Origin of the sequence: Providencia rettgeri (genome assembly GCF_023205015.1) — a bacterium.
Lineage (GTDB): Bacteria > Pseudomonadota > Gammaproteobacteria > Enterobacterales > Enterobacteriaceae > Providencia > Providencia rettgeri_E.
The window spans coordinates 483,276-496,007 of record NZ_CP096258.1; the positions used below are offsets into that span (position 1 = coordinate 483,276).

General features: G+C 38.5%; 12 protein-coding genes. 3 read left to right on the forward strand and 9 right to left on the reverse strand.

Features of this window, described 5'->3' with window-relative positions; all coding sequences use genetic code 11:
- Positions 1-8: 8 nt before the first annotated feature.
- From M0M83_RS02115 to M0M83_RS02125, 3 genes are read right to left on the reverse strand one after another with little or no spacing between them, the layout of a single operon-like run.
- Positions 9-776 (reverse strand): ABC transporter ATP-binding protein, encoded by a 768-nt coding sequence (locus M0M83_RS02115; RefSeq protein WP_125894968.1) that lies wholly within the window; start codon positions 774-776, stop codon positions 9-11.
- Complete coding sequence (locus tag M0M83_RS02120) at positions 773-1,741, reverse strand: FecCD family ABC transporter permease (RefSeq protein ID WP_420793961.1); 969 nt, start codon at positions 1,739-1,741, stop codon at positions 773-775. Before M0M83_RS02120 ends, M0M83_RS02115 begins: the two co-directional genes overlap by 4 nt.
- 44 nt (positions 1,742-1,785) lie before the next feature.
- Positions 1,786-2,823, reverse strand: a complete 1,038-nt coding sequence (locus M0M83_RS02125; protein WP_213914424.1) for an ABC transporter substrate-binding protein — start codon at positions 2,821-2,823, stop codon at positions 1,786-1,788.
- A gap of 200 nt (positions 2,824-3,023) precedes the next feature.
- Between M0M83_RS02125 and gntR the strand changes: the two genes are divergently transcribed.
- The 3 genes from gntR (at position 3,024) to gntU (ending at position 6,337) form a co-directional block, all read left to right on the forward strand.
- Positions 3,024-4,019 carry a gluconate operon transcriptional repressor GntR gene (gene gntR / locus M0M83_RS02130; protein ID WP_125894972.1) on the forward strand — a complete coding sequence of 332 codons (996 nt, stop codon included), beginning with the start codon at positions 3,024-3,026 and terminating at the stop codon, positions 4,017-4,019.
- Positions 4,020-4,442: 423 nt separating this feature from the next.
- On the forward strand, positions 4,443-4,982 hold the full coding sequence (gntK, locus tag M0M83_RS02135) for a gluconokinase (protein ID WP_125894974.1): 540 nt from the start codon (positions 4,443-4,445) through the stop codon (positions 4,980-4,982).
- Positions 4,982-6,337 (forward strand): gluconate transporter, encoded by a 1,356-nt coding sequence (gene gntU, locus M0M83_RS02140; protein WP_125894976.1) that lies wholly within the window; start codon positions 4,982-4,984, stop codon positions 6,335-6,337. Before gntK ends, gntU begins: the two co-directional genes overlap by 1 nt.
- 56 nt (positions 6,338-6,393) lie before the next feature.
- On the opposite strand, the gene M0M83_RS02145 is transcribed toward gntU, so the two are convergent.
- The 6 genes from M0M83_RS02145 to M0M83_RS02170 are packed head-to-tail and all read right to left on the reverse strand — an operon-like array spanning position 6,394 to position 12,604.
- The gene (locus tag M0M83_RS02145) at positions 6,394-8,379 is read right to left on the reverse strand and encodes an ATP-binding cassette domain-containing protein (RefSeq protein ID WP_213914422.1); all 1,986 of its coding nucleotides are present in this window, start codon (positions 8,377-8,379) and stop codon (positions 6,394-6,396) included.
- Positions 8,366-8,812 (reverse strand): hypothetical protein, encoded by a 447-nt coding sequence (locus M0M83_RS21635; protein WP_248467492.1) that lies wholly within the window; start codon positions 8,810-8,812, stop codon positions 8,366-8,368. Before M0M83_RS21635 ends, M0M83_RS02145 begins: the two co-directional genes overlap by 14 nt.
- 3 nt (positions 8,813-8,815) lie before the next feature.
- Entirely contained in the window at positions 8,816-10,066 is a 1,251-nt protein-coding gene (locus tag M0M83_RS21640; RefSeq protein WP_213914420.1) for an HlyD family efflux transporter periplasmic adaptor subunit, read from the reverse strand.
- Positions 10,047-11,273 (reverse strand): TolC family protein, encoded by a 1,227-nt coding sequence (locus M0M83_RS02160; protein WP_248467494.1) that lies wholly within the window; start codon positions 11,271-11,273, stop codon positions 10,047-10,049. The genes M0M83_RS21640 and M0M83_RS02160 overlap by 20 nt, the downstream gene beginning before the upstream one ends.
- Before the next feature lie 4 nt (positions 11,274-11,277).
- Entirely contained in the window at positions 11,278-12,198 is a 921-nt protein-coding gene (locus M0M83_RS02165) for a hypothetical protein (protein ID WP_248467496.1), read from the reverse strand.
- Complete coding sequence (locus M0M83_RS02170; RefSeq protein WP_125894988.1) at positions 12,149-12,604, reverse strand: hypothetical protein; 456 nt, start codon at positions 12,602-12,604, stop codon at positions 12,149-12,151. Before M0M83_RS02170 ends, M0M83_RS02165 begins: the two co-directional genes overlap by 50 nt.
- Between the last annotated feature and the right edge of the window lie 128 nt (positions 12,605-12,732).

Genomic DNA, 12,732 nt, shown 5'->3' on the forward strand with positions numbered 1-12,732 from the left:
CCCTGACCTTAATAAGAAAACGTTGATGGAAGCTGGAAGTGAGCTTGAATGCTGCGCTCATCCACATTGTAAAGTGCTGCCAAGTTAGTAAGTGTTAACATACTATTTGATAACCCTTGCCTCGCTTTGTTGCGCTTATCAAGCAAAATGACGTTGTCAGCGATAGCTGCGGCATGCTGTGGATGATGGGTTGACATCAATATTGTCATGCCATGGGATTTAAGCTTTTCGATTTGTTCAAGTAAGCGAATTTGGTTACCAAAATCAAGGCTAGCGGCAGGCTCATCCATAATTAGAAGTAATGGTTTTTGTATTAAGGCTCTTGCTATCAATACTAATTGTTTTTCTCCGCCACTGAGTGTGCTGTATAGACGGGTTGCTAAGTGTGCAATGCCCAGATGCTTTAGTTGTTGATATGCTAAGTTTTTTTCGGCCTCTTTAGGAACTGAAAATATTGAAATATGGGGTGTTAAACCCATCATCACCATATCAAGTACAGTGAAAGTAAAGGGGGTATCATGGGCTTGGGGAACATAAGCGACAGTTTTGGCTATTTCGCGGGGTCTAAGGGCTTGAATGCTTTGCCCATTGAGTCGGATTTCACCTTTAATGGCGGGTAATAGCCCCAGTAACGTTTTCATTAAGGTGGTTTTACCGCAGCCATTTGCGCCTAACAAGCAGCTAATCTCCCCCTTCGGTAATGAAAGGTTAATACCATCAATGATAGCAGTGCCATGATAACCAATTGCGACCTTTTTCAAAGACAGAATGTTCATTTCACCCGCCTTGCCTGTAATAAAATAGCCAAAAAGAAGGGGGCGCCAATTGCGGAGGTTAAAATGCCTATGGGTAATTCAATCGCAGCAATAGTCCGTGCTAAGGTGTCAGTAATTAGCAATAAGATGGCACCAATGGCCAGTGATGCCGGGAGTTGATAGCGAAAGTTAGCACCCACTATCATTCTAGTGATGTGTGGAACAATTAATCCAATCCAACCAATAATTCCTGCGATCGACACCGCGCTTGCTGTCAGTAATGTGGCACAAATAATGAAAATAGCGCGGGTTAAACTGACATTGATCCCAAGGCTTTTGGCTTCTTCATCCGATAAACTGAGTAAATTCATACGCCAGCGCAATAATAATAGTGGAATGATACCGATAATCATCAGCGGTAATACTGACACTAAATCTGCTTGGGTAATCGATGACAAGCCACCTAATAACCAAAAAGTGATGGAAGGCAACTGGGTGTAGGGGTCTGCGAGGATTTTCATTAAGGAGATGGCGGAACCACACAACGCACTGATAGCAACACCGACCAGAACCAAAGATAAAATAGGGTCATGTTGCCGCGCTAGGCGGGCAATAAAGCACACTAAAGTCACAGTGATTAGCCCACCAATAAATGCACTTAATTGAATGTAAAACAAAGATTGGCCGAAGAAAATACCAATGACGGCTCCCACGCCAGCACCCGCGGAAACACCTAGAATATCAGGAGAAACCAGTGGGTTACGAAACATTCCTTGGTAAGCCGCCCCTGCAATCGCTAGCCCTCCACCAATAATAATAGCGGCTAATGTGCGTGGAAAACGTATTTGCCAAAAAACGGTTTCATGGCGTGGGTTACTCAATTCACTGTGAGATGATAATTGGCTGGCAAATAGGCGATAAAGCTCACTGAGTGTAAGTGAGTACTTACCACTTGTTAACGCGATAACAAAGCTAATTAGTAACATGATGACCAATAAAAGGAATTTCCCCTTTTTGTTCAAAACATTATTCATGATTTTTCCATGAGCAAATCAACTTGCTGTGCCGTTAATGATGAATGGTAGAAGCGAGTAAAAAACTCAGCAATATCCTGTTTAATATTCTTGGCAATGTTTTTATCAAAATGGCTTTGTAGCCGCCTCATCCCCAATAAGCGGTTAACGCCTGGAGGCCCATCTAACCAACCAAATGGCATACCACTAAATACAAGTAATTTGCGATTGGCAATAGCATCAAGCCCTTGCCATAATGCAGAACTTGTCATCAGTTCAATGGCTTCGTCATATTGCGTTATAATGATGTCAGGGTTCCATTGGTAGAGCTGCTCCATAGAAACCGTAGTAAGGCCATGAAAATTAGGGATATCCACCACATTGCGTAAGCCTAGCATTTCAATCGCTTCAGTATGAATTGAGCCTTTAGCGCCGGTTTCTAAACCTTTTGACCCTCTCGCAAGGTAAAAACTCAGTGATTTCTGTTGGTTTTGATGAGCAAATAAGGCAGCATCATCAATATAGCGTTGAGCAAGTTGGCTCAATGGTTGTGCTTGTGGTAAAACGCCTAAAATTTCACCCAATTGCATTAGTTGCTGTGGTGAGTCTTTTAGGCCACCTGCGATTAACAAATAAGGCACATGGGTTTGTTTGGCGACCTTTTCCGCTTGAGAGCGATAAGTTTCGTCAATGTTTCCAGTGTCAATAATTAAGTCGGGGTTATAGGACAGCAGCTGTTCAAGGGAAAGGGTACTTCCACGTCCCGCTAAACGGCCATAAACTGGTAATTCAAGCCATTGTGGTGCAAAAAGGCCCGTTTGCCCTTTTTTCAATGAAATAGAGGCGAAACCCACCATTTTTTCTGGCGCTAAGGCAAACATCAGTAAATCAGAAGGGGGCCCCGAGCTGATGACGCGATGAATATCCTTGGGGGTTGGGAGTTTACCGAATATCGCTGCTTCAACTTCTGGGCGAGTTTGTGTGAAGCTTGGTAAGCAGTAAAAAGCCGTGAGGATAGCACTGGATTTAAGAAAATGTCTACGATTGATCGCCATAGTCTAATTTCATCTACTCGTTATAATAATAATTATATAGCGCGAAAATTAGCGGAGTCATGATAGAGAGTCAACTATAAAAATCGCATTGTTCGGAAAATTCGACATTTATGTGATGTAAATCAGTAACAAAGATTGCTATCGATTAATAGATAGCAGAACATGTTTATCGTTAACGAATTGGATATCGCTTTGAACTTATGAAGAAAAAAAGACCTTCTCTACAGGATGTTGCCGACCAAGTTGGCGTCACGAAAATGACGGTGAGCCGTTTTTTACGAAACCCAGAGCAGGTTTCAGAGGCTTTGCGTGATAAAATTGCTCAGGCGGTGGAGGCTTCCGGGTATATCCCGAATAAAGCCCCTGATATTTTATCGAACGCAACCAGCCACGCCATCGGGGTGTTGCTTCCTTCATTAACCAACCAAGTCTTTGCCGAAGTGATCCGTGGAATTGAAGCGGTAACAGACCGTCATGGCTACCAGACAATGTTGGCTCACTATGGCTATCTACCCGAAAAAGAAGAAGAGCGGCTGACTTCGTTACTTTCTTATAATATTGATGGCGTGATTTTAGCTGAACGAACCCATACAGAACGCACACTACGCATGCTTAAAACTGCGGGGATCCCCGTGGTTGAGATTATGGATAGCATTTCTCCTTGCCTAGATATTGCGGTGGGTATCGATAACTTTGAAGCGTCTCGCCAAATGACTCAGGCGATGATTGAGCGCGGCTGCCGTAAGGTTGTGTATTTAGGCGCAAGGCATGATGAACGTACTTTTATCCGCTTGAAAGGTTATGAGCAGGCCATGCTCGATGCCAATCTTGAACCACGAAATGTGATGACACAGGCTAGCTCATCGTATTCGTTAGGCGCTCAATTACTACACGATTGCCGTGCTAAGTACCCAGATACCGATGGTTTATTTTGTACCAATGATGACTTGGCAATAGGGGCTATTTTTGAATGTCAGCGTTTGGGGATTCAGATCCCACAAGATCTCGCGATTTCGGGCTTCCACGGCCATGATGTTGGCCAAGTAATGACGCCAAAACTGGCGAGTATTTTGACGCCAAGGGACCAAATGGGACGTAAGGCGGCAGAAGTCTTGTTGGCGAGAATGTCTGGCAAGAAGCTAACGGGGACGCATTTTGATGTGGGGTTTTCTGTCCTTACTGGCGAAAGTATCTAATTATTCCTCGTCATCCTTCGCGCTGTCGCGTTGTTGCCTGTACTCGCCAACCCTAGTCACATACTTATGTATGCTCCTAGGGCTTGACTCGCTTGGCGCCTAGCGACAACACGAATTATTTAGAGGAATGTTTTAAGACGAGCAATAAAGTTTAAATATACTTTTTTGTTTTTTGTTTTTTGTTTTTTGTTTTTTGTTTTTTGCTATTGCTGTTTGTTTTTTATTTGCGAGTTTTGCTTTGTTCTTCACCTGCCTCTTCTGAAGTCAGATTGAGAGTATCATCACAGATCTGTTCTCTTCTTCACCAATTTGATTGCCAAATAAATCCGCACTGATGATAATGTTACCCGTAACTTGTTACCGGTAACAAATGCCGGTTTTTAACTAAAGCCAGGACAATAGTGAATATCTGAGGAGTTTCCTATGAATGATACCCAAAAACAAAACTATACATTTGTACTAATGGGGGTATCGGGTAGTGGTAAATCTGCTGTTGCTGCCGGTGTTGCACAGCAATTACAGGCTGCCTTCCTTGATGGTGACTTCCTTCACCCTAAATCAAATATTTTAAAAATGGCATCGGGTCACGCATTAAATGATGAGGACCGTAAACCTTGGTTAGTCGCATTAAATAATGCCATTTTTGCAATGCAAAGAACCAATAAGGTATCGCTGGTGGTTAGCTCCGCACTGAAAAAAAGCTATCGCGATATCTTAAGAGAGGGGAATCATAACCTCTATTTTATTTACCTAAAAGGTGATGCGGTTGTTATTGAAGAGAGATTGAAAGCACGTAAAGGGCATTTTTTTAAGCCTGAAATGCTGAAATCGCAATTTGATGCTTTACAAGAACCTGGTGCGGATGAACCTGATGTGCAGGCTGTTGATATTCGCCCATCCTTAGAGAACGTGATTGAAAATACGTGTTCTACTATTCGTAAGATTGTCGCTGGAGATAACTAATGAATACCCCAGAAACATTAAGCACACTAACGCTCGTGCTAACGGCTGTTGGCTCTGTCGTTTTACTGCTCTTTTTAGTGATGTATGCTCGTTTACACGCTTTTGTCGCGCTCATGATCGTTTCTATTGGGGCGGGTTTATTCTCCGGCATGCCAGTACAGCAGATCACTGAAACCATGCAAAAAGGCATGGCGGGGACCTTAGGTTTCCTTGCTATCGTAGTCGCTCTCGGGGCAATGTTCGGTAAAATTTTACATGAAACAGGGGCATTAGATCAGATTGCGAATAAGCTACTTAACCTGTTCGGTGAAAAGAATGCGCATTATGCCGTGGGTGTCGCAGGGCTGGTTTGTGCGCTACCGCTCTTCTTTGATGTAGCTATTGTGTTGTTAATCGGTGTGGTGTTTGCAGTAGCGAACCGTACAGGTCATAACGTTGTTCGCCTGGCTATCCCTCTATTTGCGGGTGTTGCAGCCGCCGCAGCGTTTTTATTACCGGGGCCTACACCCATGTTAGTTGCATCACAAATGGGGGCAGATTATGGCTGGATGATCTTAATTGGTCTGTGTGCCGCTATCCCTGGCATGATTTTAGCAGGGCCGTTATATGGTAAATTTATCAGTAATTATGTTCATATTGATATCCCTGCTGATTATCAAGCACCAAATACAGAACATGGCAAAATGCCAAGCTTTGGTTTCAGTCTGTGCTTAGTGCTTTTCCCATTGGTATTAGTGGGCTTAAAAACCATCGGTACGCATGTCGTTGAAAAAGGTTCTACATTAGAGCACTGGTTAGAATTTATTGGTCACCCTTTCACTGCCTTACTGTTAGCGTGTTTACTGGCAATTTATGGCCTAGGTTTCCGCTATGGTATGGATAAAGAAAAAGTCATGGCGATTTGTTCTGCCGCTATCCAACCTGCTGGGATCATTCTACTTGTGACTGGTGCGGGTGGCGTATTCAAACAAATTTTAGTGGACTCCGGTGTGGGACCTGCATTAGGTGACTCTTTAATTGGTGCTGGCTTGCCGATAGCGGTTGCTTGTTTCGTATTAGCAGGTGCTGTACGTGTTATTCAAGGTTCTGCAACCGTTGCATGTTTAACTGCGGTAGGTTTAGTGTTACCTGTTATCAGTGAGTTAGGCTACTCAGGTGCACAATTGGCAGCGTTAGCCGTTTGTATCTCAGGGGGGTCTTTGATCCTAAGCCATGTTAATGACTCTGGTTTCTGGCTGTATGGGAAATTTACTGGCGCGACAGAAGCTCAAACCCTCAAAACTTGGACTGTCATGGAAACTATCCTTGGTACGACAGGGGCAATTGTCGGTATGGTGTTCTTTATGTTCTTGTAATATGTGACATAAAAATATAATCAAGGCGCCCACTATCAAGTGGGCGTTTTTGTTTATTAGCTTAAACTAATTTTAGGAATGATAATTTCATTGTGGGGTTGTGGGGCATTAATATGTTTAACATGGCTCGGTGATAACGCAATGTGCTTCGTAAAAAATGAGGTCAGCCCTAAGTCATGAGTAGAAAAGAAAATAATTGATTTATCTAATTCAAACTCTTGTTTCACTAATTGTAGAAATGCGAGGGCATCAGAGGTCGCCATAAAGGATGTCGATTCGTCTAGAAATATCATTTCAGGTTGTTTTATCAATGCAAGAACGAGCTGTAACTTTTGTTTTTCCCCTGTAGAGGCAGCAATGTCAGTGACGAGTGTATCATCTAACGTTTCTTTGCTAATCAGTAAAGTTGGGCAACATAATTTGGTAAGGCGGACAATGATGTTGTTATCGAATACACCGTAGAAGTTAAAATTGTCACGAATACTGCCATGAATGAATGTTGAAATACCATTATGGTAGGCAATTTTTTCTGTTAAAAAGGATTGGGAAATCTCATCGATACCAATGCCATTGATTGCTATATCCCCTGATGAGTATTCTGAAGTCCCACATAATGCTTTCATTAGTGATGTCTTTCCTACTCCTGAAATACCTGTAATACCGATAACATCCCCAGATTTGGCTTCAATATTGAGCTGGTTAATGATGGTTTTACCGTGAATATTAACGCTAAGATTTTTTGCACTAAAATGCGTTATCGAATTCATTGTTATGCCATCAGTTTTGAAATGGATGAGTGGATTGTTTTTTAGCTGCTCAATACTGGATTTGATATGAAATAGATGTGTTTTCACCATGAATAAGCGATTAATTGCACTTGTAATTGCACCTGAAAGTCGACCATTAATGATCATGACCGCGATAACGGAAGCCAAACTTAAACTCCCTTCACCAATAGCTAAATAGCTAGCCACGTACATTACAATCATGGATAAAAACGTATTTACTTTGATGATTTCCATCCAATGGTGGTTGGCCTCATTCAGTTTTAATTTTATTTTTTCATCTTCATTGGTTTTTATACTGATGTACTGCTTAAAGTGGTTATCTCTGGCGAAATACAGCTCATGTTTTTTCTGTTCTAAGGAGTAGTACATGGCTGATTTTTCATAGTTTAAGGTATTTGCTCGAAGCATATTTTTGTAGGAAAGAAAGCGGACATGTAGGCATAGAAAGATAAGTCCAGCGTAATAGCTTAATAGCAATAATGAATAAAAACCTAGCATGCCAAAAATGCAGAATGAAAATAAAATGGCTAATCCGATATCATAAATGATTTGTGGTTTGATTTCCCATACCTGCAAGATCGACGCTTCGGCGGTCCTCACCTTAATGGAGGCACTTTTACAACTCGATTGTTTTAATAAATTAACGAAATAACGGTTAAAAGTGCTGATGTTAAGCTTTATTTTTTTTGTGTTCTGTTCATGAATAATATGTTTAATAAAAAACTCTAAGCCAATAACAACAATGAAAATAAAACTAATATACAAAAGTGAGCTTATTGACTCACTGTAAACTAATCGTGAGTTAAAAAGATTTGAGTATAAAGGTAATAACAGCGCAAATACGATTAAAGGTAATGAAAATAAATTTGATTTTGGCGTTAATTTAATCAGTGATGTGTATATGCTCTCTTCATTTAATGTGTTTTCACTCGCTTGGAATGAAAATAAGTGTTTACTTTCAATTAGTTGTTTTGTTATTGCGGTGTCGGTTGTTAGATTGGTTAGCTGGCCCCTATGATTCTTAATAATAATGTATTTTCCATTTTCTATCTCCATAATAAAAAGGGCTGGTAGGTTCTTGTCACTAAAATCAGAAAGAGAAACATATTGATAAGTGAAAAAATCATTATTAATAAACTCATTAATATTATTTAATATATATTTATTATCATACGATAGAGCTGGAGAAGTAAATGGCTCTCCTAATATCTTAAAGTATTGGTTAATGGCATCATGGAAACTACTTTCTTTCATTTTCTTCACTCTTCAGGAAGCAAGCGTTAACACCTTGATTATCTTCAATAGGTTTCAAGGCTTTAATGTGTACATTAGGCGTGCTTTTTTTAATTAATACTGTGTTATAAATGGTGTAGGTCATTGCTATATCAAAAGAGATGTTATTTCCATAACTGCAATAAATATCGATAGATTTAACTTTTTTACTATCAACGAATTTGATGGTGTCATGGCTAAATATTAACGACTTCATGATGTCATTACCTTTGTGACTTCCATTATTTATAGACGAAGACGTCTCTGTATTATTATCATCAATTCCGACAAATGCCGCTTTGCCTTTGTTTTTTTCAGCAGCCATCGTACTTGACAACACATTTGCTAAAAGTACGGCCATCAATAATGTCATAGTTGCTACGGCAGCGGATAATGCAGAAATAAAACCTAACATAAGTCACCAAACGTTAAATGTAATATTATCGCTAATTAATGCGGTTAAATAATGAAGCACTGAAATCTCTTTACTCGAGATATAGAGCATCACTGGTAGGCCATCATGTTCTGGAAGGAGCACAGTATTTTGTTCCGGTGTAATTTGTACGGAATAATAGCGTTCTTGGTTAGCTCGTTCCCTGTCACTAAAGGAGTCAGCACTGATTTTTGTGACTTTACCGTTAATGATTTTTTTAAATCCAGGGGAGTTCACCACAATTTTTGCAGGCAACTGTTGTGTTATAAAAGGACGATATTTCGCTAATACTTTTCCTTCAATGACCCGTGTATCTTGTTGTTTTTTTATTACCATGACTAAATTTGAGGCTTCAACGTAAGAGCCTTTTTCTAAATCTTTTTCGATACTTAATACAACGCCATCCGCTGGCGATAACACACTGTTCGCTCTTATTTTATTGCGAAGTAGTTCCATCTGTCCGCTGTTTTCCAATCTCTCTTTTTTTAGCCGATTAAGTAGCGTTTCATTTTCTTGTATTTCACCGATAAGCCGCGCGGTATATTTCTTTTCTAACAGTGAAATTTCTCGTAATAGCCCTTGAGCATTTAATTCACCAGATGTTATCAGCGCAGTGGTGCGGCTGATTTCAGCATTATTATTGAGTTTTTCAATTTCAGGTGCTCTTGCATTTTTCAACAGTGAGGCCTTCTTTTTTAAAATATTAATCTGATTATCTAATTCACTGGATTCTTTTATTTGTGAGATATATTTGTCCTTTAAATTGCTTATCTCCATGTGTAAGAGAATGTGGCCATAGAGCTCTCTATAAGCACTTAACGTTTTGCTTTGCAGGCCCTTTGCAAAGAAAAAATATTCGGATTCTGTATTTATACTTCCATCGAGGATCTTATTTAATAGTTTTTTATTTTCTTCTAGTTCATTAATGCGTTCATTAGCAAAAGTAACAAGATTGGTTAAGGTTTTTTCTTGATGAAATGCATCTAAATTCGTATAGGAAAATAAAATTTGGTCTTTTTCTACCTTATCACCGGTTTTAATAGCAAATTGATTAATAAACCCAGATGCAGGACTCACTATTTCTAGCCGGTTGGAGACTCCTGAAATAATCCCCTCACCTGGAGAGGATATTTCTATCTTGGCTAATATAATGTACCCGACAAATAGGGATGTGATACCTAGGAATATTTTTAGTTTTTTAGGGATTTTGTTCAGTTTATTTAGATAACGTTTCAATTTCAGTGAGTTTCCCTGTTAATTGGATGTATTCCATCTTGTTTTTCATATCAGCAATCATTAATTCAGCTATGCGTCTTTCCATTGTTAACATATCAAATAGCGTGTTCACCATTTCATAGAAAGAGGACTGTGATATTTCATATTCCCTTTGTTGGCTCTTAATTATCGAACGCATTGTCTTACGTTGTTCATGTAGCCCTATAAGTTCAGTCATATTTGAGTTGGCAATTAATTTTAAATTTTTAATTTTTGCTGTTGATTCTTTGTATTTATAATCAGCCTTTCCTTTTGTTGCTTCATACAGTTTTAATTGCGATTTTTCATTCAGTATTTTATCGAGGTCAAAGACATTTAGTTTTACCTCCATTCCCATGTAAGATTCGTTACGACTTCTCACGTGGTCAACAAATCTTTCTTCAGCGATAACATTGACATTCAAGAAAGGATTTTGTTGATAAGCATTTTCCTTCATTGCGTCAGCTTGCATGCGTAGCAAGTTATATTCGCTATTTTGTTGCGCATCCTCACTATCAATAATGGTTGTTTGTAATCTTTTCAGTAAATTTTCTGGTACCTGTACGCCTTTAGACGGAAAGGTAATCCCTGATAAAAGCTCAATATTTGACTTGTATTGTTCAATCTCTTTTTCTATATTTTGCAGTTCTGTTTCAATTCGTTGCATCAATAAAGAGGCTTGTTCAACATCACTGTATTTCGCTATGCCACTTTTATATCGGTGAGTAATGAGTTTAAAGATGTTTTTCGCATTATTATTTAAATCAGTGGTTGTTTTTGTTAGCTCATTGAGATAATAAATACCAATTAAGTTATTAGTTGTTGAAGTGTAGAGTTCTTCTTTTTCTTTATTCAGTGAAAGTGCTGATATTTTTAACTTTAAATTTTTTTCATTAAATCTATGGGTTAACGTTGTATCATAGATTAATGAGCTGGCGGTAATATTACTGCTGGTACTGCCATCATGGCTTTTTATTTTTCCTGAGGCTGAGACCTTAGGAAGGTAATAGTAATTGGTTTGCTTTGCTCTGAGGTTTTCAGCATCTAACTCTAATGACTTTATTTGAATTGGATTAGAGTTTTTTAATACTCGGCTAATAAAACTTTGAAAATTTTCTACATCTTGATTTGCTAAACCATAAGATGGTGATAATAAAGTTAATAAAAAACCTAAGGTGATAAGGCGCATTTTTTTACTCCATTGATAATACGGTTAATAGTTTTTTTCTGCTCTCAATGGTATTTTCTTTTAGCCATTGTGTTGTTTGATCTATCTTTAATATTTCTTCTGATATTTTTTCATTGTCATTTCTTTTGTTTATTTTTTCTTCTAGTAAGTAGATGGCTAATTTTCTTTTCCAATCGTCGTCAGCTTCTTTTATTGACTGTAGAACGGCTAAGTGATCTTGTGTTGTGATGGATAAAGCCGAGAGGTGTGAAGAAATATCTGCCGCAAGTTCATTATTATCGGTCACAGAAATCATTTTTTGCGCCATACCGATGTTCACACTCTGTAATGTGTTCAGTGTTTCTTGAATGCGATTAAGCTCTTCAGAGTAGTTTGCAGAGGCGTGCTGCTTCGTTTTTTTAGTTTCTTTTTGGTAAAAGAAATGAAAAAAATTCAAACTAACTAACAGTAGAACAGAAATAGAAACCCCAAGAATGGACGTTAAGAATGCAAAAGACATTGAATTAAGTGCCAATGAGATAGATGAAATCATGGCATTCATTTTTTCTGAGATATCCCCATCTCCTCCAAGGGAGGCCGAAATCGCAGTGATCATCCCTGTTAACCCAATGAATGTTCCAATTAATCCTAATGATACAGTGACGGATGCGGATAATTTAGTTTGGTTCGAAAGTAATATATAGTGACTTTGTTTATTCCTATTGAATAACCGATGAAATAAAAAAATAATTAAAGGATAAATATAAATCCCAATCATGGTGTAACTGATTTCAGGAGCAAGCAATAGGCATTGCTGAACCATTTCACGTACCGATTGCAGTAAAAAGCAAGCGACAAATGTTGCTGCATAAAAAAATAATCCAAGATAATACATGTTATTTGTAATCCCAATAAATGCATGAGTTCCAACCGGGGCAATATTCACTTGTTCCTTTTTTTAGAACAATTTCTTTATCAATACCCAGATTTTTAATTATTGATGCCATATAAAGAAGGTTATAGGTGTTTTTTTCTTTGCTGTGACTGACTTTATCGTTGATGTAGCCACTGATAATTATTTTATTGCTTTTGTTTTTGGATATTTCGTTTTTTATTAAAGAAATATCATTGTTTGATAAATGAATTCCACCTTTAAAATAAAGGCGTTTATTCGGTATGTCTATTTGTATTTTTTCAAAGTTTAACTCTCCATAATTAATATAGGTTTCTGCAGTTTTCATTCCGCTAAAAATAAAAACCATAGAAACTAAAATGATTATGCACAATGTCCCACTTAACCCGTCAACCATCGGGGCTAGTTCTTCATCAGAGTTCTCATTATCATCTTCCATTGTTTGACTCTTTCAATTTAAAAACGACTTTGCTAATTCATGCTTTTATTATAATCGCAATTTAAATGAACTCACTGGAATTTGAGCTCAAAAAAAAAGAATGTCAGACCACTTTATATTAAATGACA

What these genes read in the sequence shown, in the direction of transcription:
- M0M83_RS02115 (WP_125894968.1), bottom strand. Translation starts at nt 776, where the DNA reads ATGAACATTCTGTCTTTGAAAAAGGTCGCAATTGGTTATCATGGCACT.
- M0M83_RS02120 (WP_420793961.1), bottom strand. Translation starts at nt 1,741, where the DNA reads ATGTTACTAATTAGCTTTGTTATCGCGTTAACAAGTGGTAAGTACTCA.
- M0M83_RS02125 (WP_213914424.1), bottom strand. Translation starts at nt 2,823, where the DNA reads ATGGCGATCAATCGTAGACATTTTCTTAAATCCAGTGCTATCCTCACG.
- gntR (WP_125894972.1), top strand. Translation starts at nt 3,024, where the DNA reads ATGAAGAAAAAAAGACCTTCTCTACAGGATGTTGCCGACCAAGTTGGC.
- gntK (WP_125894974.1), top strand. Translation starts at nt 4,443, where the DNA reads ATGAATGATACCCAAAAACAAAACTATACATTTGTACTAATGGGGGTA.
- gntU (WP_125894976.1), top strand. Translation starts at nt 4,982, where the DNA reads ATGAATACCCCAGAAACATTAAGCACACTAACGCTCGTGCTAACGGCT.
- M0M83_RS02145 (WP_213914422.1), bottom strand. Translation starts at nt 8,379, where the DNA reads ATGAAAGAAAGTAGTTTCCATGATGCCATTAACCAATACTTTAAGATA.
- M0M83_RS21635 (WP_248467492.1), bottom strand. Translation starts at nt 8,812, where the DNA reads ATGTTAGGTTTTATTTCTGCATTATCCGCTGCCGTAGCAACTATGACA.
- M0M83_RS02160 (WP_248467494.1), bottom strand. Translation starts at nt 11,273, where the DNA reads ATGCGCCTTATCACCTTAGGTTTTTTATTAACTTTATTATCACCATCT.
- M0M83_RS02170 (WP_125894988.1), bottom strand. Translation starts at nt 12,604, where the DNA reads ATGGAAGATGATAATGAGAACTCTGATGAAGAACTAGCCCCGATGGTT.